The organism is Cupriavidus sp. GW822-FHT02D05 (assembly GCF_058802485.1).
Genome location: NZ_JBXAOE010000008.1, coordinates 189,452 through 212,612 on the forward strand (window position 1 = coordinate 189,452; position 23,161 = coordinate 212,612).

General features: G+C 63.2%; 15 protein-coding genes and 1 riboswitch. Of the genes, 14 read left to right on the top strand and 1 reads right to left on the bottom strand.

The genetic code is table 11. From position 1 onward, the window contains the following. Positions 1-77 precede the first annotated feature (77 nt). The 11 genes from AC1RQK_RS13060 to AC1RQK_RS13110 all read left to right on the top strand — a co-directional run bounded on the left by AC1RQK_RS13060 (position 78) and on the right by AC1RQK_RS13110 (position 20,446). Positions 78-884: a peptidylprolyl isomerase gene (locus tag AC1RQK_RS13060; RefSeq protein ID WP_492809281.1), complete on the top strand. Its 807-nt coding sequence runs from the start codon at positions 78-80 to the stop codon at positions 882-884. A gap of 78 nt (positions 885-962) precedes the next feature. Beyond that, positions 963-9,077 carry a two-partner secretion domain-containing protein gene (locus tag AC1RQK_RS13065; RefSeq protein WP_492809282.1) on the top strand — a complete coding sequence of 2,705 codons (8,115 nt, stop codon included), beginning with the start codon at positions 963-965 and terminating at the stop codon, positions 9,075-9,077. 96 nt (positions 9,078-9,173) lie between these two features. Continuing rightward, complete coding sequence (locus AC1RQK_RS13070) at positions 9,174-9,872, top strand: hypothetical protein (RefSeq protein ID WP_492809283.1); 699 nt, start codon at positions 9,174-9,176, stop codon at positions 9,870-9,872. An 89-nt stretch (positions 9,873-9,961) separates the two neighbouring features. Then, the gene (locus AC1RQK_RS13075) at positions 9,962-13,465 is read left to right on the top strand and encodes a DUF637 domain-containing protein (protein WP_492809284.1); all 3,504 of its coding nucleotides are present in this window, start codon (positions 9,962-9,964) and stop codon (positions 13,463-13,465) included. A 738-nt stretch (positions 13,466-14,203) separates the two neighbouring features. Continuing rightward, positions 14,204-14,614, top strand: coding sequence for a hypothetical protein (locus tag AC1RQK_RS13080; protein WP_492809285.1), 411 nt, complete (start codon positions 14,204-14,206; stop codon positions 14,612-14,614). Then, positions 14,611-15,069 carry a DUF2846 domain-containing protein gene (locus AC1RQK_RS13085; protein ID WP_492809286.1) on the top strand — a complete coding sequence of 153 codons (459 nt, stop codon included), beginning with the start codon at positions 14,611-14,613 and terminating at the stop codon, positions 15,067-15,069. Before AC1RQK_RS13080 ends, AC1RQK_RS13085 begins: the two co-directional genes overlap by 4 nt. Before the next feature lie 359 nt (positions 15,070-15,428). Further along, positions 15,429-15,923, top strand: a complete 495-nt coding sequence (locus AC1RQK_RS13090; RefSeq protein WP_492809287.1) for a hypothetical protein — start codon at positions 15,429-15,431, stop codon at positions 15,921-15,923. A gap of 38 nt (positions 15,924-15,961) precedes the next feature. Next, positions 15,962-16,585, top strand: coding sequence for a hypothetical protein (locus AC1RQK_RS13095; RefSeq protein WP_492809288.1), 624 nt, complete (start codon positions 15,962-15,964; stop codon positions 16,583-16,585). 493 nt (positions 16,586-17,078) lie between these two features. Next, the gene (locus AC1RQK_RS13100) at positions 17,079-17,336 is read left to right on the top strand and encodes a DUF6429 family protein (protein WP_492809289.1); all 258 of its coding nucleotides are present in this window, start codon (positions 17,079-17,081) and stop codon (positions 17,334-17,336) included. 226 nt (positions 17,337-17,562) lie between these two features. Then, positions 17,563-18,105, top strand: a complete 543-nt coding sequence (locus AC1RQK_RS13105) for a hypothetical protein (protein WP_492809290.1) — start codon at positions 17,563-17,565, stop codon at positions 18,103-18,105. Continuing rightward, entirely contained in the window at positions 18,098-20,446 is a 2,349-nt protein-coding gene (locus AC1RQK_RS13110; protein WP_492809291.1) for a TOTE conflict system archaeo-eukaryotic primase domain-containing protein, read from the top strand. Before AC1RQK_RS13105 ends, AC1RQK_RS13110 begins: the two co-directional genes overlap by 8 nt. A 27-nt stretch (positions 20,447-20,473) precedes the next feature. On the opposite strand, the gene AC1RQK_RS13115 is transcribed toward AC1RQK_RS13110, so the two are convergent. Further along, entirely contained in the window at positions 20,474-20,665 is a 192-nt protein-coding gene (locus tag AC1RQK_RS13115; protein ID WP_492809292.1) for a Wadjet anti-phage system protein JetD domain-containing protein, read from the bottom strand. 474 nt (positions 20,666-21,139) lie between these two features. Between AC1RQK_RS13115 and AC1RQK_RS13120 the strand changes: the two genes are divergently transcribed. The 3 genes from AC1RQK_RS13120 to AC1RQK_RS13130 all read left to right on the top strand — a co-directional run bounded on the left by AC1RQK_RS13120 (position 21,140) and on the right by AC1RQK_RS13130 (position 23,033). Then, positions 21,140-21,406, top strand: a complete 267-nt coding sequence (locus AC1RQK_RS13120) for a type II toxin-antitoxin system ParD family antitoxin (protein WP_492809293.1) — start codon at positions 21,140-21,142, stop codon at positions 21,404-21,406. Further along, positions 21,406-21,708 carry a type II toxin-antitoxin system RelE/ParE family toxin gene (locus tag AC1RQK_RS13125; protein ID WP_492809294.1) on the top strand — a complete coding sequence of 101 codons (303 nt, stop codon included), beginning with the start codon at positions 21,406-21,408 and terminating at the stop codon, positions 21,706-21,708. The genes AC1RQK_RS13120 and AC1RQK_RS13125 overlap by 1 nt, the downstream gene beginning before the upstream one ends. A 66-nt stretch (positions 21,709-21,774) precedes the next feature. After that, positions 21,775-21,880: riboswitch (SAM-I-IV-variant riboswitch) on the top strand. A 28-nt stretch (positions 21,881-21,908) separates the two neighbouring features. Further along, positions 21,909-23,033, top strand: a complete 1,125-nt coding sequence (locus tag AC1RQK_RS13130; protein WP_492809295.1) for an ADP-ribosylglycohydrolase family protein — start codon at positions 21,909-21,911, stop codon at positions 23,031-23,033. Positions 23,034-23,161: the final 128 nt, after the last annotated feature.

A 23,161-nucleotide genomic window follows, 5' to 3' on the forward strand; every position in this document is an offset into this window, starting at 1 on the left:
GTTGGGCTGGAAGCGGCCTGCCTGAACACAGAACGCAGAACACAGAACTCCGATACCCGATGTCAAAGGAAACCAACATGCAATCGCAGATCTTTCGCCTTATCGCCACCACCGCATTGGCTTTCAGCCTGCAGCCTGTCCTTGCCGCTTCGGTCAACGGCGTGGCAATCCCCGATGACCAGATCACCCGTGCCATGCAGCAGGCACAACTCCCCGACAACGACGCAACGCGCAACGCCATCAAGCAGCAGCTGATCGCGCGCGAGCTGTTCCGCCAGGAGGCGGCCAAGGCCAAGGGGCTGGAAGCGCGGCCCGATGTGCAGCAGGCCCTGCGCGAGGCGAAGGACGCCATCCTGACCCAGGCCTGGCTCAAGGACCATATCAAGCCCGCGCCGGTCACCGAGGAACAGGTGCGCTCGCGCTACAACGCCATCGTGGCAAGCCTGGGCGACAAGGAATACAAGGGCCGCCTGATTGAGCTCGCCGACGATGCCGCGGCCGCCGCCGCGCTCGCACGCATCCAGGGCGGCGAGGACTTCGCCAAGGTGGCGCAGCAGGTGAGCCTCGCGCCGTCCAAGGCCAGCGGTGGCGCGATGGACTGGCTCAGCTTCAAGGTGCCGGCGCAGGAAGGCCAGACCCAGAACCTGCCCTTGCCGCTTGCGCAAGCGCTGTCCACCCTGCCCGCTGGCGCGGTGAGCGCCACCCCCGTGGCCTGGAACAACCGCCGCTTCCTGGTCAAGGTTGACGAAGTGCGCGCGACCCGTGTCCCGGCCTATGACACCGTCAAGCCCGGCATCCAGCAAGCGTTGCAGGCGCAGGAACTTGAGCGGGCCACGACCACGCTGGTCACGCAGTTGCTGGGCAAGGCAAAGATCACGCAGTAAGGCGGCACGCAAAGGCCGCCCGCCCTCCTACGCGACCCGCCCTAAGACATCCAGTTCGACGCACTGCCAGGAAGCACCATGTACCGCGTGAAGCAAGCCGCTCTGCCTCAGGACAACGCACAACCCGATCCATCGCTCGGCCTCTCCATGGCCGAGCGTGGCCGTCGCCGCTTGTGGGTGCGGGCGCTGGCTGGCGTGGTGGCCATCACGACCTGGATTGCGCCGCTGCAGATGTCCTTGCAGCAAGCCCGGCAGGCGGCAGGGGCGTTGGCGGCGGGCGCCTCGGATCCGGCTAGTCTTGCGATACAGTCCGGCGCCGCGCGGCAAAGCCTGATGCGCTGGGCGGTCGCGCACCTGCCGGTGACGGTCAGCTTTGGTCCTGCGGCGGCCCATGCCGCGCCGGTCACCGACCCGAACGCGCCGGTGCGTTTTACCCCGTCGATTGGCACCACCAGCGGACCGGGTGCGCCGGCGGGCGGCGTGCCCGTGGTGGGCATCACCACGCCCAACGCGGCGGGTATCTCGCTCAACCAGTACCGCGCATTCGTGGTCGATCCGATCGGCCTGATCCTCAATAACAGCACCACCGGCGGCGGCACGTTCCTCGGCGGCCAGGTGGGCGCCAACGCCAACCTGGCCACCTCTGGCCCGGCTGGCCTGATCATCAACCAGGTCACCAGCCAGACGCCCGCCCAGGTCAACGGCACCATCGAAGTGTTCGGCGCCCCGGCCGGGGTTGTGATCGCCGCGCCCGGCGGGGTCTATACCCGTGGTGCGAGCTTCACCAACACCACGCAGGTCACGCTCACCACCGGCGTGCCGCAGTTCCTGTCGGGCACCGGGGCAGCCACCAGCTTCGATGCCGCCACGGCCGCCGGCTTCCTCGTGCAGGGCGGGCGCGTACAGATCGCCAACCCGTCGCCGGGGAACCCCAACGGCGTGGGCATCGAGGGCACGGTCGGCAATATCAACCTGATCGCCGAGTCGATCGGTGTCGATGCGGCGCTCTACGCCGGCAACCAGATCAACCTGGTGGCCGGGCGCCAGTTGGTCACGTCCGCCGCTGCGTCCACCGCTACACCATCCGGCGGCGCCTTTGCCACCACGGCCACGGGCGCGAACAACGCGGCCAGCAACACCAGTGCCGCCAGCGGCCTGGCGATCGACGCCACCGCGTTCGGCGCCATGACTGCCGGCCAGATCCATATCGTGAGCACCGCCGCGGGCCTGGGCGTGCGCGCCGATGGCAATCTCGCCGCGTCGGCCAGCAACCTGACGCTGGACTCCGCCGGCAACCTGAAGGTTGGCAGCACCTACGCCAAGCAGGCGGTCGCGCTCAATGCCGCCGGCGCCGTGGTGGCGTCGGGCAATGGCCACAGCGAGGCCGGATACACCCTCAACGCCGGGCAGGACGCCACACTGGGTGGCACGCTGAACGCGGGCAAGGCCGCGGCGGTGTCGGCAGGTGGCTCGATCCACGGTGCCGGTGGCATCCAGGCGCAGAACGCCGTGACCCTGGCCGCCGGCGGCAGCGTGGATGTGGGCGGCGCGGTCCGTGGATCGCAGGTCGCCATCTCGGCGGCGGGCAACGATGGCCGTGGCGATATCCATTTGCGCGGCGATGTCAGCGCGCCGGGCACGATCCAGCTCAACGCGGCGCGCGACACCACCATCGACGGCAGCGCGGTCTCGGCGGCCGATCTGGACCTGTCCACCCAACGCCATCTCACCATCAACGGCATGGCGGGCAGCACCGGCGGCAATGTGTCGCTCACCGGCGTCACCGGCAACGTCACCACCACCGGCAACGTCGTGTCGCCCGGCACGCTTGCCGTCACCGCGGGCACCGATGCCAATCTTGGCGGCCAGGTGCTCGCCACCGGCCCGGTTGGCGTCACCGTCCGCAGCGGGAGTATCACCACCAGCGGGCAGATCGGCAGCAATGCCAGCCTCTCGCTCACCGCCGCGCAGAACGTCACGGTGGGCGGCCAGGCCCAGAGCGCGGGCAAGGCCACCATTACCGCCACCGCCGGCAGCGCCGCGATCAACGGCGCGCTGACCAGCGATGGCGACGCCGCTATCGCGGCGGGGCAGAACGCCAACGTGGCCGGCAGCGTGGCCAGCGGCGGCAACGCCACGATCCAGGCTGCGGCGGGATCGGCCACGGTGAGCGGCACACTCTCCAGCGTGGGCAGCGCCACCGTGAATGCGGGACAAAACCTCACCCTGGGCGGCAGCGTGCTGACCGGCCGCGATCTGGCGGCCACGGCCGGGCAGACGCTCAAGGCGGGTCAGCTCACCTGGGTGGGCGGCAACGCCACCCTGCGCGGCACGGATATCCAGGTCGGCTCGGTGGCGGGTTCAGGCACAACCGGGGGCAATGCCGTCACCGGCACGCTCGATGCGGCCGCCACGCGCAGCCTCGCCCTGACCGGCGACACCACGGCCGCCAACATGACGCTGGGCGGCCAGTCCATTGCCAACAGCGGGGCGACGATCGCCACGCAGCAGCTCACGGTCAACGGCGGCGCCGTGAGCAACGCCGGGACGCTCGCAGGCAACCAGGTCAGCCTGACGGCCTCCACCCTGACCAACCGCGGCACTGTCGGCGGCCAGACCGTCAACGTCACGGTGGCGAATGCCCTGGACAATGCCCAGGGCCTGATCGCAGGCGCCAAGCATCTCGCCGTCACCAGCGGCGCGCTCGCCAGCAACCAGGGCGGCACCCTCTTCGCCGGCGACCTCACCGGACACGCGCCCACGACAGGCGACCTGACGCTGAGCATCACCGGCGGCAGCGGGAGCTTCAACAACGCGGCAGGCCAGATCCTGGCGGGCAACAACCTGAGCGTGAATACGCCGAACCAGGTGTTCGACCCATCGGCGGCCACCGCCGGCACGCTGAACGCCAACGCCACCCTGACCCTCGCCGCGCTGGCCATCAACAACACCGGCACGTGGAACGTGCCGGGCGGCAACGTGGTGCTCAATGCCAGCCAGGGCATCACCAACACCGGCACGATCCAGAAATCCGGCGACCTGACCCTGGCCACCGGCGGCACGCTCACCAATGCCGGGCAGATCGTCAGCGGCAGCCATCTCTCGCTGTTCGCTGGCGCCTTGACGAACACCGGCACCCTGCACGCCAACGGCAATCTGGCGCTGGGCGGCAACGTGGCCAACCAGGGCACCGCCGAGGCCCTGGGCAATCTGACCGTCACCGGCGGCGACTACGACAACCGTGGCGGCACCACCCAGGCCGGCGGCGACATCAAGGTCGATATCTCCGGCACCCTCAACAACATCGGCAGCGTGATCGGCGCCAACGGCAACTTGCATATCGCCGCGGGCGCGGTCATCAATGACCGCACCGCGCCGGTGGATGCGGGCAGTTCCTTCACCAAGGTGGTCAACGACAGTCTGCTCAACGCGACAATCATCGGCAGCTATTCGCCGTGGTTGCCAGGGGGATCCTGCGACAGCTGCCCTGCCTATGCACCAGGCGCAATATCCAACATCACGCTGGCCGACGTCAGGCGCAATCCCGATGGTTCCGTACTGCTGGTTCGCGGTGCGGAGATCATTCCCTCGAACGGGGACCAGCAGTACGGACAAGACCTGTGGCACCTGATCCCGGCCGCCCCGGGTGCGGCTAGGGTGCCGCCCTTCCTGCTGACGCCCGAAAGCACCCTCAATATTGGCGTACCCACCGTCGACCATACGGTGGTGCGCCAGGCCGACGGGACTGCCGGCCAGATCATCAGCGGCGGGAACCTCGACATCGGCACGGCCTCGCTCTCGAACAAGGGCGGCATTATTTCGGCGGGCAGGAACGTAACGCTCAGCGTTGGCAGCCTGGACAACAGCCGTTCTGCAACGCTGGTCAACAGTACCGGGGATGCGGTGAACCAGGGCGAGCTCTCGGCCTTCATGGCGCAGCTCGCGGCACTCACAACGGGCAATACCGACGCCCACGGACCGGGGCCGCTGGTCTACGGCGTGCCGCCGAGCATGAGTGCCTGCGACAGCTGCTTCGCGCCGCCGCCATGGTCGCCGGTCGCGCAAGGCAAGACTGCCACTGGCGCGGCTGCGGCCGCGCCCAGCCAGGTAACCACCAGCTACCAGCTCGGCAAAGCCGGCCAGATCACCGCCGGCGGCAACCTGAATCTCACCGGCACCGGCGACCTGACCAATGCCGGCGACCTGGCTGCGGCGGGCAAGGTCGCCATCAAGACGCCGGGCACGTTCACCAACAAGGGCGTCTACGACAGCAAGATCACCACAACGCCCGGCTGCGTGGCTGGCGCGCCGGACTGCCCGGACGACAGCAATCCCCGCGTGGATTCCCTCGCCTGGCAGCAGACGCCCGGCACGGTGGCCGCTGGCCAGACGCTCACGATCAGCGCGGCCGACATCCAGAACCTGAACGCAACGCTGGCCGCGCAGGGCGATATCACCCTGAACGCCACCAGCAGCGTGACCAACCGCTCCGGCGCCATTCAATCACTGACCGGCGATGTCTCGATCACCGCGCCGACGCTGGTCAACACCACCATGGATACCGCGCGGCTGTACAAGAGCTACGGCGGCCAGAACCCACCTTACGCCGGCGGCTGCAATCCCGGTGGCACCTACGGCAACAGCCAGTGCGCGGCGAATGAGGACGCCGCCGCCGGCCCAGCCGGCGTCATCTCCGCCGCGCGCGACGTCCAGCTGTCCGGCACGAACCTGACCAACAAGGGCGCCCTCATCACCGGCGGGCGCAACGTCACGGTCGGCATGGCCGGCAGCATCGACAACAACAGCATCCCGCTCAACGCCGACTGGGTAGGACGCTGGCAGGAAGACCACAGCGGCGGCGACCGCTGGCACGACACCGGCGGGCGCGCCACGCTCGGCAGCCTGGAATCCGGCATCCAGGCCAGCAACGCGCTGTCGGTGACGGCCGGCGGCCAGGTGCTCAACACCGGCAACCTGATGGGCCGCCAGGTCGACGTCACCGGCGCCGCGCTGGTAAACGGCTACACCAGCCCCACGCAACCCACGCCGCCCGCAACCGGCGCGCAGCAAGTCATCCCGCTGGGGCCGGTGGCGGCACCCGGCGGCGCGGTACCGGCCGCCACGCCGGTGAACAACCCGACCACCCCCTGGCAGTTCAACCCGGTCATCGTGGCCACGCCGGCAGCGCCCACCACCGGCAGCAGCCCGACCATCGACTGGCACTTCAACGCCAACCTCGCCGGCAACCCGGTCACCGCGCCCAACGGCACCACAGACCGCGCGCAGTACCTGAACAACAGCCCGGCCACCGCCGTGCTGGCCGGCGTCACGCCCGACAGCCTGCTGGCGCAGCTGCCCGCCGAACTGCGCCCGGGCAAGGTCAGCTTCTACTACGACCCCTACACCGAAGGGCAACGGCTCCAGCAAGCCGCGCTGCAACAGACCGGCCAAGCCAGCTTCGTGAGCGGCCTGGCCTGGGACAGCCAGAACCAGCTCTCGGTCACCGACCAGGAAAAGCTGAGCCTCTACAAGAACGCGGCGGACTACGCCAAAGCGCACAACATCGCGCTGGGCACGGCGCTGACGCAGACGCAGGTCAACGAACTCGACAAGCCCCTGCTCTGGTACGTGCAGCAAGCCGTACCCGACCCGAACTGCAACACGGTCGCCAGCACCGCGTGTCCCACCGTGAACGCGCTGGTGCCGCAGGTGTACCTGCCAGAGGGCTACGCACAGGCGCTGACCAAGCCCACCGGCGGCACCATCGCCGGCGACAAGGTCTCGCTGGACATCGCCGGCCAGCTGCGCAACAGCGGCGCCATCACGGCCGCCGACACGCTCAACGTGAAAGCCGGCAGCATCGACGCCGGCCCCAACGTGGTGGACATCGGCACCTCAGCCTACAAGGCCCAGGGCGGCTGGAACGAGATCACCGGCACCGTGGTGCAGCCCGGCGGGTTCATGAGCGCCATGCGCATGCACATCGAGGCCGACAGCATCCACGCGGTCAACAACGCGTTCCTGATCCGCAACGCCGACGGCACGGTCGACGAGGCTGCGACGGTGGCGCTGGTGAATCAGCTGAAGGCCAACCTGGGGTTGAACTACACCGAAGGCACGATCGCTGACGATATTCATACGCGGTTTATTCAGGAGAAGAAGGGCGGGTTCGGCCCCATCGGCATGGTGGTGGCGATGGTGGCGGCGGTCGCGATTTCTATCGTGACGGCCGGGGCTGGGACGGCAATCGTGGGCGCGGCATATTCCGCCGTCATGGGCGCCACGGTCGCCGCTGGCGCGGCATTCGCGGCTGCGGGCATCGGCTTGGCGATGTCGGTAGCGGTGTCGGGGCTGATCGCCGGCACGCTCTCCAGCATGGTGAGCCAGTTGATCCTGACAGGCTCGCTGAACATGGGCGCAGCACTCAAGGCGGGTGTGGTGTCGGGGGTAACGGCGGGCCTCACGCAGGGTGCGCTGGGTGCGCTAAACCTGGGGAATGCGGGCGTTACCAGTATTGGCGACAACATTGCCAAGGGCAGTTGGGATGCCGTTCAGTCCAACCTTGGCAACTACGTCCAGGCGAGCGTGGTGCGCTCTGCCATCAGCGCCGGGGTCAATACGGTGGCCTACGGCGGCAGCTTCGGGCAAGCCTTTGCGAACGGGCTGGTGCGGGATGCGGCGGCGGTTGGGGCCAATGCCATTGGCGTGACGTTGCCGGGCATCGGCACGGTCGGCGCGGACACCAGCACGATCCTGGCTAATGCGGCTAGTCACGCGCTTCTTGGGTGTGCTGCGGCTAGCTTGAGTGGAGGCGATTGCGCGGGTGGTGCTGTTGGTGGGGCGGCGAGCGCGATTGCAGCACCGCTGATCCGCGACCAGATCTATGCCGATAGTTCGGTGCTGAACTACAGCGATGACAAGATCCGCTATGCGACCACGGTCGGACTGGCAACGCTGATTGGTGGCGCAGCCGGTGTACTGCTGGGCACGAATGCGACATCTGCCACGCTGGCAGCACAGAACGAGGTCCTGAACAACGCATTGTCAGGCAACCAAACGAAGCAGCGGGCCGATCAAATCGCGGCTGCAAAGACTGCGGCAGAGAAGCAGGCACTAGCCGCCAAGTGGGACAAGGTCGATCAAGCGCAAACCAAGGTCTATACCGATCTGACCAGTGCGAAGGACGCTTACGCAAAGGCATCGACGCCTGCTGACAAGGCGGCTGCCTATCTGAAGTTGCAGCAGGCTGTCACTCAGGCATCTGGCCTCTATGACACCTTCCAGGCTAACGGCGATAGCGGCGGCATGGGCGTTCTGGGCCGAGCGCTCCTCGGCGCCAGCATGACCATGCAGCAGGCCTCGACGGAGCTGGGAAAGCCGCTGGAACTGACCACCCAGCAGCGCGAGGCGCTTGCACAGACCTATATGCAGGTCGGCACCGCGCTGAGTGCGGCCGAGGGGTCGATGGCGAGCAGCAACACGAATCTGGCCAAGGGCGTTCAGTCTCTGGTAGATTTTGTGGGTGGCGCAGGTGCACCGTTCGGCGCGCCTGTCGGCTCGGGCAAGTTTCCCAATCTAACTGCGGAGAGTGGTCCTTACTCACCGGCGCAGGGTGGATCGCCGAGCACGGTGGTTAATGCGGGTCCGGGTTACACGGCGGCGGATGTGTTGCCGACTGCAGCGCAACCAAGGGTCAGCAATGGGGTCGTGCTTGATCCGAATCTTCCCGACCCGGTGGCGGGGCTAGGTTATCAGCCAAAGGTGCTGAACTCATCCAATCCCAATATCGCCAACTCTCAGGTGAATGGCTATGTGGGCGAATTGCGTTTGGCCAATGAAGTGGCGAGTCTGCCTAATCAAACGGTAGTAAGATATGGCGATACCGTTGGGACTCATGGCGCGGATGTAGTTTCCGTGAACTCCAGCACAGGTGAAGTAGTCCTGTGGGACAACAAGTTCCGTAGCAATACGGTTGGAGTCCCGCCCTCGAAAACGTTTACACCGGGATCGAATGCATTAAACAGCACGATTGAACAGGCGCAACAGAGCATAAATTTATCTCGATTACCTCAATCTGTAAAAGATGCCGCAATTCAAAATTTGAAAGATGGCAATTTCACGACTAACACTGTTGGATCCGGTTCCGCAAAAAATTCAACGAATGTTAGATTTTGCAATGGAAACCCATGTTGATAAATTATGTTATATGACCCAGTGAGAATTCGCCAAGTCACTGTGGAGGGTGGCTTGGCTCGAGTTCTGAGAACCCAATATGAAAAAAATCGTCCCATGGGTAACGTCGCGCAGTCTGATTTGGCGGAAGTAATCTCCGCATGGCTGGTCAGTTTGCATGTCGACGTCGCGCCTGTCATTCCGCGATCCCTCAAATGGATAGAGCAAGCCATCGAGCAAGATGAAGAATTCGGGCCAGACCCCAACGCGCATCGCACAACCTTGCACTGGGCCAAAGCCTTGGGCGGGTGGCTGGACACAGGCTGGAATTATGAGGGCGAGTGGGATTCGGCTCGCGTCTATGAGGAAGCGCGGTGGCGTTATGAGAAGCGCCCATGGCCAGCCCACGAAATCATCAAAAGCGGCCTAGATGACTACATGGCTTTTGCGTACCAAGGCGGCGAGCATGATGAGGGATTCGAGGCCGGAATTGAAATGTACGAACGCTGGACAGGTAAGACGAGTGTATCTCTATCCAAAGCACTCAAACCACGTGACTTTGGCTATGCCCTGTGCTTACATCGAACGGCTCGCCAACAGTTTGACGAGGAGGACTTGTTCAAGGCTGGGCGCAAGATGCTGCAGACCAATTTGCAAGAAAACTGGCTAGGTGGTGGGCAGTATATCCGTGCGGCTACGTGGCTAAAAATAGTGTACTGGCATCACGATGAGACTTTGACGCCCCTGCAAGTCGTATTGAAGGCGTATGACAACATGCCAAAGGTGCCACGTCCGGCGTTTGTGCCAGAAATTTAACTTCGTTTTACTTAGGCTAGTACCAGTTGGCATGATCATCACAACTGAGAATAGCGGACGCTATAGACAGAACTGGAAAGGACCATGAGGTGGCCGCGCAGGGCGATATCACCCTGAACGCCACCAGCAGCGTGACCAACCGCTCCGGCGCCATTCAGTCACTGACCGGCGATGTATCGATCACCGCGCCGACGCTGGTCAACACCACCATGGATACCGCGCGGCTGTACAAAAGCTACGGCGGCCAGAACCCGCCTTACGCCGGCGGCTGCAATCCCGGTGGCACCTACGGCAACAGCCAGTGCGCGGCGAATGAGGACGCCGCCGCCGGCCCGGCCGGCGTCATCTCCGCCGCGCGCGACGTCCAGCTGTCGGGCACGAACCTGACCAACAAGGGCGCGCTCATCACCGGCGGGCGCAACGTCACGGTCGGCATGGCCGGCACCATCGACAACAACAGCATCCCGCTTAACGCCGACTGGGTAGGGCGCTGGCAGGAAGACCACAGCGGCGGCGACCGCTGGCACAACACCGGCGGGCGCGCCACGCTCGGCAGCCTGGAATCCGGCATCCAGACCAGCAACGCGCTGTCGGTGACGGCCGGCGGCCAGGTGCTCAACACCGGCAACCTGATGGGCAGCCAGGTCGACGTCACCGGCGCCGCGCTGGTAAACGGCTACACCAGCCCCACGCAACCCACGCCGCCCGCAACCGGCGCGCAGCAAGTCATCCCGCTGGGCCCCGTGGCGGCACCCGGCGGCGCGGTACCGGCCGCCACGCCGGTGAACAACCCGACCACCCCCTGGCAGTTCAACCCGGTCATCGTGGCCACGCCGGCAGCGCCCACCACCGGCAGCAGCCCGACCATCGACTGGCACTTCAACGCCAACCTCGCCGGCAACCCGGTCACCGCGCCCAACGGCACCACAGACCGCGCGCAGTACCTGAACAACAGCCCGGCCACCGCCGTGCTGGCCGGCGTCACGCCCGACAGCCTGCTGGCGCAGCTGCCCGCCGAACTGCGCCCGGGCAAGGTCAGCTTCTACTACGACCCCTACACCGAAGGACAAAGGCTCCAGCAAGCCGCGCTGCAACAGACCGGCCAGGCCAGCTTCGTGAGCGGCCTGGCCTGGGACAGCCAGAACCAGCTCTCGGTCACCGACCAGGAAAAGCTCAGCCTCTACAAGAACGCGGCGGACTACGCCAAAGCGCACAACATCGCGCTGGGCACGGCGCTGACGCAGACGCAGGTCAACGAACTCGACAAGCCCCTGCTCTGGTACGTGCAGCAAGCCGTTCCCGACCCGAACTGCAACACCGTCGCCAGCACGGCATGCCCCACCGTGAACGCGCTCGTGCCGCAGGTGTACCTGCCCGAGGGCTACGCACAGGCGCTGACCAAGCCGACCGGCGGCACCATCGCCGGCGACAAGGTGAGCCTGGACATCGCCGGCCAACTGCGCAACAGCGGCGCCATCACGGCCGCCGACACGCTCAACGTGAAAGCCGGCGGCATCGACGCCGGCCCCAACGTGGTCGACATCGGCACCTCGGCCTACAAGGCCCAGGGCGGCTGGAACGTGATCACCGGCACGGTGGTGCAGCCCGGCGGGTTCATGAGCGCCATGCGCATGCACATCGAGGCCGACAGCATCCACGCGGTCAACAACGCGTTCCTGATCCGCAACGCCGACGGCAAGGTCGACGAGGCCGCAACGGTGGCGCTGGTGAGTCAGCTGAAGGCCAACCTGGGGTTGAACTACACCGAAGGCACGGTCGCTGACGATATTCATACGCGGTTTATTCAGGAGAAGAAGGGCGGGTTCGGCCCCATCGGCATGGTGGTGGCGATGGTGGCGGCGGTCGCGATTTCTATCGTGACGGCCGGGGCTGGGACGGCAATCGTGGGCGCGGCATATTCCGCCGTCATGGGCGCCACGGTCGCCGCTGGCGCGGCATTCGCGGCTGCGGGCATCGGCTTGGCGATGTCGGTAGCAGTGTCGGGGCTGATCGCCGGCACGCTCTCCAGCATGGTGAGCCAGTTGATCCTGACAGGCTCGCTGAACATGGGCGCAGCACTCAAGGCGGGTGTGGTGTCGGGGGTAACGGCGGGCCTCACGCAGGGTGCGCTGGGTGCGCTAAACCTGGGGAATGCGGGCGTTACCAGTATTGGCGACAACATTGCCAAGGGCAGTTGGGATGCCGTTCAGTCCAACCTTGGCAACTATGTCCAGGCGAGCGTGGTGCGCTCTGCCATCAGCGCCGGGGTCAATACGGTGGCCTACGGCGGCAGCTTTGGGCAAGCCTTTGCGAACGGGCTGGTGCGGGATGCGGCGGCGGTTGGGGCCAATGCCATTGGCGTGACGCTGCCGGGCATCGGCACGGTCGGCGCGGATACCGGCACGATCCTGGCAAACGCGGCTGGTCACGCGCTTCTTGGGTGTGCTGCGCAGAGCCTGACGGGCGGGGATTGCGCGGGTGGTGCTGTTGGAGGGGCGGCAAGTGCCTTGGCCGCTCCGCTGATCCGCGACCAGATCTATGCCGATAGCCCGGTCATCAACTACAGCGACGACAAGATCCGTCAGGCAGTGACCGTTGGGCTGGCGACGCTGGTCGGCGGGGTGACCGGTGTAATGCTGGGCACCGATGCGACGTCGGCCGCGCTGGCGGCACAGAATGAGTCTCTGAACAATGCCACTTCGCAGGGGCCGGCACGCGGGATCGTCGCCCGTGAAAATGCGCGGTTGATGGCGCAGTGCGGGGCGGCGTGTACGCAGGAGGACTTCCAGCGCATCGATACCCAGGTACGGCAGGTGGAGGCGGCGGCGATGCTGGCGCGGATGAATAATCTGACACCAGAGCAGGCGCTGAAGCTGGGTGACATGTTGACCAGCCTGCTGCCGCTGTACGGCACGCCGGCAGCGCTTTACCAGGCGGTCACCGGTCAAGGTCTGAGCGGCCAGCCGCTGGGCACGGCCGAGCGCTGGCTGATGGGTATAGCCGGCGTACTGCCCGCGGCCGGGGTAGCCTATCGCAAGTTGAGTGAGTTTGTTGCCGCTAGAGGCGTCGGTGCTGATATCGCACTGCGAACCGGAACGGCAACGGAAGTAAAGGCAGTAGGAAATCTCGAGCCCGGAAATTCGGCAAGTGTCAGTCTCCCACGAAATGGTGATCGATTGACTCTTAATCAAGGGGCGTTGCCCACTTGTGGGCCGACCTCCTGTGCAATGGTATTGGATACAGCAGGGAAACAATTTGATCTCGGAGTGTTGATTTCCGAGTCGGGCGTAACTGCAAGCGGTACGACTATGCGGAGGTTGGCCTCGACTTTGAATAATAATGGCCTGTCCGCTCAGCGAGTGTTAGGGGCAACGTTGGAGGACCTCGCTGCGGCAACAGCAAATGGAAATCCTGCTATTGTTAGAATGAGTTTGGATCGCGGCGGACATGCCATTGTTGTCGATGGAGTTACCGTGCGGAATGGGGTGGCAGTTGTGGCGATTCGAGATCCGGCGCTAGGTCGGCAGTACTTCACGCCAGTGGCAGAGTTTATGCAGAAATTTTCTGGAGAGGCGATTTTTACAAAGAGATGAATATACTAGATGAAAAACTACTATTCTGTGGCTCACAGAGGCGACTGCAAGCTCTATATGGGAAATTGGTGAGTGTCAGTGCTACGTTGGCTATCAGAGGGGGGGAGTGTTTTCTTATTCCTGAAAATAGCTCCATAGATTCGTTATTTAGGGTGGAAATATACGCACCGGGGTTGGAAAAAAAACTCGACCTCATGGTTGGAGGCTGGGTGGGTGGACCCGCTGTCTATTTTGATAGGGTTGAGTTAACAGGGGTTATTCGCGAAGGAACAACTCGAAGGAATTATGTTTCCATATCTGATATAGAGTCTTTGATATTGAATAGGGATGGTGAGAGGTTTGTGCTCTCGATGTGAAAATTTGGAGATGGGGGGTGATCCGAATATTGACGGAGCTATACAAGGGGGGTGATGTGGATGCCACTCCTTACATGCGGCGAATAGTCGGGATGATGGTGATGTATGCAATCCTCTGGCTCGCTATTTCTATCTATCGAGTTCTCCGCGAGGGTTGGCACGCGTTTCATCTAAGCTATTTGATCAGCGGTGAAAAATTCATTCTATCTGGATTAATTTTGCTCCATCTGTACGTCATAAATCGATATGGATGGCGCAAGTTCTTTCGCTTGGTGCGGGACACGCGATAACCTTGTGTTGAGACCGATGGTTGGGGCCGCCAGATTCGATGCTTCCACGATGGCTGATGGCTTTCAGAAACTAAATCAGAACATACGATTTTATGAACACCTTAGCTCTGACACGTTTGCCCCGCCTCTGGGTGCTATTCGCCAGCGGTGTGGCTTTGTCCGGCTGTGCCCCGATGATCGCAACGACGCCATCTTCCGTCGAACTTGCACAGGATGGGACCACGGCGCGATCCATCACGATCCAGGCACCAGTAGTGATCCGGCTCGATACAGGGTACTCACGAACATTGGCTGCCAAATCCGTATGGAAGCCGGTGGGACGCGTGCCGCAAGGGGCCGTCTACCGGCCGGTCGGAACGATCTTCACGATCGAGGGCCGTCAGGTCCACGAAGCCTACCTTGTCCTCAAAGACAAAAAGCTGGTGGGCTTCTATTTGCCGGGGGAGCAGAACTACTCCCCGCTTTCAACCGCAGTACCTCTGACCTTTGGAGAAACCGAATGAAACGAGTTGTACGTATGGCAATGGGTGGGATGGCGATGTCGTTGCTGATGGCGGGTTGCGCATCGGGTGTGAAGCATTCCGATATGGCGGCCTCGATCCCGACGATCAAGCCGGGCGAGGGGCGTATCTACTTCCTGCGCTCGGCGTCCATGTTCGGCGCCGCGATCCAACCGGACCTTCGCCTCAACAACCAGGTTGTGGGGGAATCCAAGCCGGGCGGCTTCTTCTTCGTGGACCGGCCTGCCGGAAAATATGTGGCCTCGGCGGCGACGGAAACGGAGAAGACGCTCAGCTTCGCCCTGGATGGTGGGGAAACGAAGTACGTGCGCAGTTCGCCATCAATGGGCCTGATGGTGGGCCGCGTGGTGCTGGAGCTGGAAACGCCCGACAAGGCCAAAGAGGAGCTGTCGTCCTTGAGCTATACCGGGGACGTGGTGAGGGCGTCGGCAAAGTGAGCTGGAAACTCAGGCTGGGCGGCGTCATGCTGGCATCGCTCGATTGATCGAGGAACAAGGGTGGGCGAACAGTTTTTTTAGCGCCGTCCACTTCCCTCCGCTTTACGGGTGACCTTCCGCCGCGTCCTTCGTCGCGATCGCCCGGTGGCTGGAGGCTGCAATCCCGGTGGCACCTACGGCGACAGCCAGTGCGCGGCGGATGAGGATGCCGCCGCCGGCCCAACGGGCGTCGTCTCGCGCTGCACGCGACGTCCAAATTCCCAATTGTTCAAAGTTCTCCCATGACGTCTTTCTTGCCCCACCGGTCATTGCTGGGTGCGCTGATAGCGCTACCGCTTTTGCTCACCGGATGCGCCGTAATGCCCGAATACGCGCCAACAGGCGCCCCTGACACGCAGGCACGCCTGCGCATCAAAGCGATGGATATGTACGCGTATCCCGCCATCATCCTTGGGACCGTCGAGCAGGACAATGAACCCAAGCGGCAGTTGCTTGCCGTCTTCACGAAGGGATGGGCAGGGATCGGCAAGACCCCGAAGGAAAGCGAGCGCATCGGCATGCCGGCCTCGACAGATCAGGATACCAATATGCCCGTGCTCGAGCGCTACGTGAGCGCGGGACAGCCGCTCTCGCTAATGTTTGCGGCCACGCTTGACGGCAGTCTTGTGTGTCGCGCGGCGGCAGTGATGACACCCGAAGCAGGGCACGATTACGAGCTCGTCGTGCTGCTGCAAGGGACGTCGATTGGCGGCAATGGACGATGCGGACTGCTCGCTTATGAGCTCCAGCCCGGCGCTGGCCCGGAGAACCGCGTGCCGTTCATGCTGCGGCCCCGGTCGGTGGCCGAGCGCTAACGTCGCGGGCATGTAGCGCAGTACGCAGGAACCATCGTATGCCTTATAAATTTCTTCATGTCGTGAATATGAGAACCACAACGCTTGTACTGACTTTGTGCGCCTGCGCGTTTGCGCTGGCCGGTTGCGCGGCCAAGTATCAGGAGCCGACGTCCGGAGAACGTGCAAGATTGCGCGTGGTCAACACCGGGCCGCGGGTCAACACGAACGTTTTCCTCTACCCGAATGCGCCGGCTGCCGCCACCTGCTTCGATTCGAAGGATACTATCGGGCGCATCAACATTGCTTTGCTCGATTGGGACAATGCGCTGCATAAGCACAAGCAGGGCGTCAGCATCGGTATTCCAGGCAACGAGGCGGAAAGGAGCGAACGTTTTGCGGAGACCAATATTCCTGCCAACCAGTCGTTCACCTTCGGCTTTGCCGGCGGCGGTACGCTGGTAGGTGTCGGCGGTTCTCTATCTGTGCGCGGAGGCTGTTCCAGTGAGGCATCGTGGGTCCCGCAGGCAGGAGTGGACTACGAAGCCAGCTACGACTGGAAATCCTGTCGCATGACGGTTTCAACGATTTCGACGCCAGGCGCCACCAACCAGGTGGTGCGCGAACCGGCAAACGTGAAGTACCTGAGTTCGTGCAACCGGCTTCCCAAGCCAGCCAAGTGATTCGCCGTGCTGAACAATGCGGGCGGCGGCTGCGCCCGCGTCTTTTCAGTTGATGTGAGGATACAACGCGGCACCTGGTCATCACCGAGGTGGAGAACCGGTTGGCACGTGACCGCAACTCAGCGCCTTGGTCGCGCAGCACTCGCGATTGGATGCCCATCGGCGCCGTGAGCCGGGCGGCTTGACTTGCCCTGATGAGCCTGCTGCAATCACTGTTGTTTCGTGTTGGGAAGACCAAGACGCCTGCCGGGGGAGCCCCTCCGCTGGCGTTTGGAAGGCTCCAGTCGTGAGTAGCAAAGCACTCGGTTGGAACCTGGGATGTTGCGTGTGGAGATCCTGGCGGGCAGATCCGGCGGTGCACAAAAGCCCGCTATAGTTGTGTTCGCCAGGCTCGAGGGCAAGTACCGCCCTGTGGGCAGGAACAAGCCGTGCTGAGGCGGCGACGATCGAGCCGTTGGCTGACGGCGAAGCCGCCCAAGAAGGAGGATCGAACATGAATCCCGATCAACTCAATACCGAAGCAATCGACAATGCTGTCCTGGGTCTCCTTTACCTGACACTGCACGACTACGATCGGGCGTGGAAAGGTTTTGACTGGGAGGCTTTGAACCGCCTTCATGAGCGCGGTCTTATTGCCGACCCTGTCAACAAGGCGAAGTCGGTGGAGTTCACTGCGCAAGGGCTGACGGAGGCGGCGCGGCTCTTTAGGAAGCAGTTTGTTCTGCCTGATTGCGATGCGAAGCCTGAATGAGCCTGTCGGCAAGCTTCGCTATCCGCCTGGGACGAGGCGGACTCGGATTTCGGGCTAAGATTGCCCTCGCTACATCATGGATCGGAACAACCGACCGATTCCTGATTTCGAGGACGGGCTTATGGCGCTGCTCGGCATCCATGTCCGATGCGGCGCCCGGCCAGGCAGCTGTTAACCTTTGGTTGACAACTGTCGCTGGTTGTATGACGAAGACTAGTTGATAGAAATGGTGACCAAGAAAACCACGCCCAGCTGGAGCGATCTCAAAGCCAGACTGGCCGACCTCGACCGTGCTGGCATTGTGTGCCTGGTGCAAGACATGTACGCCGCCAGCAAGGACAACCAGTCCTTCCTGCACGCCCGCTTCGGATTAGGGGACGACGTCCTCAAACCATACAAGGCGACAATCGACCGCTGGCTGTGGCCCAAACCGTTCACGAACCATCGGCATTCGGTTGTGACGGCGAAGAAGGCCATCGCGGACTACAAGAAGGCCATCGGGCGGCCCGAGGGGCTTGCCGAGTTGATGGTGTTCTATTGTGAGCGCGCGATCGGATGCGCCAACGAGGGCCTGGAGGACGAAAACTACTTCAGTGCGTTGGTGCGGATGTTCGAGCAGGCGTTGATGGAGATCGGCAACTTGCCAGAGGCGCAGCGGCAGCCGCTGCGGAAGCGGCTCGGGGCCGTAAGCAGCCTTGGGCAGGATATTGGCTACGGCGTGGGCGACGACATGGGCGAGCTCCTTGCTGAGTTCGGTGCCGATGGATGAGCGTGATTCCGTAGCCGCACTACAGACTGAGAACGCTCGGCTGATTGCGCTGTTGCAGAAGCACGGCATCGAGTGGCGCTTGCCGACGGTGCGATTGCAGCCTCTGCCCGGAACGGAGTCGTCTCGTCTCTCCACGGACGACAAGGTCGCTCTATTTCGCCGCTTGTTCCGCGGACGAACGGATGCCTATCCCATCCGGTGGGAGAGCAGGACTTCCGGGCGCGCGGGTTATGCGCCGGCGTGCGCCAACGAGTGGCGCACAGGTGTATGCGAGAAGCCACGCCTCAAATGCTCGGACTGTGGCAATCGTCTGCTGATTCCGCTGTCGGAATCGGTCATTTACGATCATCTGGCCGGTGTGCACACCGTAGGCGTCTATCCGTTGCTGGAGGACGACAGCTGCTATTTCCTCGCAGTCGATTTCGACAAGGCCGAGTGGCGCGAGGATGCGCGCGCATTCGTTCAATCGTGCGACGAACTGGGAGTCCCCGTCAGCCTTGAAATTTCCCGCTCCGGCCAGGGCGCGCATGCGTGGGTGTTCTTTACGAACAAGGTGTCCGCACGCGATGCCCGTCGCCTGGGTACGGCGATCATCAGCCATGCGTGCGCACGCACGCGGCAACTGAAACTCGAATCGTATGACCGGCTGTTCCCGAACCAGGACACGATGCCGAAGGGCGGCTTCGGAAACCTGATCGCCCTGCCCCTTCAGAAGAAGCCGAGGGAGAACGGCTGCAGCGTGTTCGTCGACGCCAGCCTGCAGCCCTATCCGGATCAGTGGGCATTCCTGTTGTCAGTCCGGGCAATGGCGCCACACGACATCGAGCCCGCCATCTTGCTTGCCACCGGGGGAGCGCATCCGCTGGACGTGACGTTCATTGATGAGGAGGACTTGGGAACACCTTGGAAGTCCGCATCGCCGTCCACCAGCAAGCTGTCCTTGCCGATGCCGGAGTCCCTCGCCGTGACGCTGGCGAATCTCGTTTATGTCGAGAAGGCAGCCCTGCCGCAGCCGTTGGCGAACCGCTTGATCCGCCTTGCTGCATTTCAGAACCCGGAGTTCTATAAGGCGCAGGCCATGCGGATGTCGGTGTGGGACAAGCCGCGGGTGATTGGTTGTGCGGAGAATTATCCACAACACATTGCGCTGCCGCGCGGTTGCCTCGATGCGGCGAAAGCGTTGCTTCATGACAACGGCATCCGTGCCGATCTTCGCGACGAGCGACATGGCGGGGAGCAACTTGAAGTGAAGTTCGCCGGCGTGTTGCGCCCGGACCAGGAGGCGGCCGTGGCCGCCATGCTGGACCACGATGTCGGCGTGCTGTGCGCCCCGACAGCCTTCGGAAAGACGGTGACTGCAGCGGCGATGATCGCGCGGCGTGGCGTAAGTACCCTGGTGCTTGTGCATCGCACCGAACTGCTCAAGCAGTGGCAGGAGCGTCTCCAGGTTTTTCTCGGTATCGGCAGGGACGTACTGGGTACCATTGGCGGCGGCAAAGCCAGGCCCACCGGCAGGATCGATATCGCAGTGATGCAATCGCTTTCGCGGCAACAAGAGGTCAATCCGCTGGTGGAGAGCTATGGACACGTTATCGTTGACGAATGCCACCACGTCGGCGCGGCATCCATCGACGCCATCTTGCGGAAGGTCAGGGCGAAGTACGTGCTTGGCTTGACAGCCACGCCGATTCGCCGGGATGGCCAGCAGCCCATCATCTTCATGCAATGCGGTCCGATTCGACACACAGCAGCTAGGCCATCTAGCGCCCCCCATGATCTGGAGGTGATTCCGCGCATGCTGAGTACCCGCATTGACCTGCCGCAGGAGGCGGGGATTCAAGATGTGTTCAAGCATCTTGCCCAGGCTCAAGCAAGAACGGACGCGATTGTGGCCGAGGCCGAAGACGCATTCGTGCAAGGTCGGAAGGTGCTGGTGCTGACAGAGCGTACAGAGCATCTCGATGCGATACGGGCTGTGCTGGAGGCGAAGGTGCCGGCACTGTTCGTCTTGCATGGCCGGATGTCGAAGAAGCAGCGTGCGATTGTTGTCAGCGAACTGGACGCGTTGCCTTTGGATGCCCCGCGCATTTTGTTGGCAACGGGCAAGCTGGTGGGCGAAGGCTTTGATCATCCACCGCTGGACACATTGGTGCTGGCTATGCCGGTGTCGTGGAAGGGGACGTTGCACCAATATGCTGGCCGGCTGCACCGCGAGCACGCCACCAAGACTGACGTGCGCATCATTGACTTCGTCGACAGCGGCCACGCGGCGTTGTTGCGGATGTGGGAGAAGCGACAACGGGGATATCGGGCGATGGGGTACCGGATGGCGCAGGGTTAAGCTTACCGGAGCGACCAACCCCACAAGCTAAGCCAGTGCAGCCTCAAGCCAGCCATAACCAACTCTCTCCTGCTCCAGCCGCAGGTTCTTGCGCAACCTGTTGTCCCGCAAATCGTCATAGAGGGTGCGCACTGCGCTGGTCAATCGAAGTAGTTCGCGGTGCGTTGGGCTCTCCTCGTCGCCACACTGTGCTTCAAATGCCCGGGCAAATCGACGCATGCCCGTGCACTTGATTGCGCGTCATCAGTTTATCTCGGAAGTGACCAAATAGGCGCATGGATGTTTCTCGACTTGCTGATTCCGCACGGCTTTCCGTTATAGGTCGGGAATTTCGGCAGGGCGATTGGGGCGTGTCCGGCAAATGAGCAGATCAGTCGGCTGGATTCTGCTGAGGGCGGGTGGGTTCAGAGCCGCCGTTTGCAGCAGACCAACATCTGTACCGAGTCACCGGGCGAAGCCGGCGATGGGCAAATCGATAACGTTGGCGAGGAAGTGGGCGATGCTCTCACTTTCCCGACTAGCGGGCCGCACGGTTACCGCAACGTGCGGGTATCGTGGGTCAATTCACCGGTTCCCTGCTGGTCGCCCGCTCACAGATAACTCAAAAGCACATTTATCAAGCTGGCAAACGTACATTGACGACTTCGGCTCAGCCTGATGTAATAACTGTTGTTAACAGTTAGGAGCGCCAACATGCCAACCAGCGTTGCCCTTGGCAGTCACTTCGAGACCTTCATTCGTGAACAGGTGCAAAGCGGACGCTTCAACAATCTCAGCGAGGTTGTGCGCGCTGGTCTGCGATTGCTTGAGCAGCAGGAGCAGCGCAACCAGTTGGAACTGGAAGCGCTGCGTGCTGAGATCGCAGCGGGCAGATCAAGCGGCGAGCCTAAGCTTGCTGAAGACGTCTTTGCCAGGCTCGAGACCAAGTATCGGTCCGCTGATAAAAGCAAACTTCGCTGATGCGGCTCACGATTACGCCGCTGGCCGAATTGGACCTGGAAGCCATTGCAGACTACATCGCAGCGGACAACCTTGAGCGTGCGCTGACCTTCATCGTGGAACTGCGCGAACAATGCCGACGGATCGCGGGGAATGCTCAGGCATATCGCCGCCGAATCGAGCTGGGTGGTGACATCCGCTCTTGCGCCTATGGCAACTATGTGATTTTCTTCTCGGCTAGCCATGACGAAGTGACGGTTGTTCGTGTCCTTCACGGCGCTCGCGATATCCCGACACTCTTTGGTTCCGGCGAAGCCGTGTAGTTTCCGCTGGCTGACCCTGCCCACCGCCCCCACCCTTGACACCCACCAACCCCCCATGTTCCAATCCGCCCACATTCTGATTTGGGTCGACGCCCAAGCCAACCTGCCTTCCCGGGCAAGGTGGATCGCGAAAGCGGATGTGGCTCCTTGAGGAGCAACCAAACGGGCCATGCGTCGACCCTCCTTACACGGAGGGTTTTTTGTTTTCTGCTTCGGTCATGGATTGCGAGATCACACGCAGCCGCTTCCAGGGCTGCCTGCTGGGCGGCGCTGTTGGCGATGCACTGGGCGCTCCCGTGGAGTTCCTGTCGCTCGCGGAGATCCGCGAGCGCTTTGGCAAGGACGGCATCACCGGCTACGCCCCGGCCTACGGTGGCGTCGGTACCATCACCGACGACACGCAGATGACGTTGTTCACGGCGGAGGGCTTGCTGCGGGCGTGGGTGGGCGAGGCGAGCGGGGGCGTCGGCAGTGTGCCTGGCGTGGCCTCGCGCGCTTATCTGCGCTGGTTGCTGACGCAGGGGATCCAGCCGGCGTTTCATCGCGATGTGCTGTCGGACCAGCCGGGATGGCTTTACCAGCAGGCGGCACTGCATAGCCGGCGCGCGCCGGGAAACACTTGTTTATCGGCGCTGGAGGCGATGCTCAAGCTGGGAGAGCCCGCGCGCAACGATAGCAAGGGCTGCGGGGGCGTGATGCGTGTGGCGCCGGCTGGCCTGTTTGTGTGGCGGCGCGCCGGGCAGCGATCGCCTCAGGATGCCTTTGCCCTGGGAACGGAGCTGGCCGCGCTGACCCATGGACATCCAAGCGGATCGCTGACGGGCGGCGTGCTGGCGGTGTTGATCCGCGAGCTGGCCGACGGTGCTGCGCTGCCTGATGCTTTGTCGAGCGCCAAAGCGTGCTTGTCCACGCGGCCGGATCACGAGCAGACGCTGCTGGCCATCCTGCATGCGCAGGCGCTGGCCGACTCCGGCGTGGCCTTTGATGATGCCATCGCGCGCCTGGGCGAGGGCTGGGTGGCGGAAGAGGCGTTGGCGATCTCCATTTACTGCGCGCTGGTCGCGCGTGATTTTCGTCACGGGGTTGTGCTGGCGGTGAATCACGATGGCGACTCGGATTCCACGGGCGCCATCACGGGAAACCTGCTGGGCACGTTGCTTGGCGTGGAGGCGATTCCGCCGGAGTGGCTGGCGCCTTTAGAGCTGCGCGAAGTGATCACCGAGCTGGCTGACGACCTGAGCGTGTTCCCCGAGTGGGACTTGGGCATCGACCCGGCAGACGAGGCGCTGGTTCAGCGCATCCGGACGAAGTATCCTGGGCTTTGAATGTTGCGCGCTACGGCAGCAGCGTTTGATTGCCGATAGCCGATAGCGGGACCGGACATTGCCTTGTCCGGAATGCGATTTATGATGGCGCTCCCATCTCCAAGCCCAGCAGCAGGGCCCGGTATCCC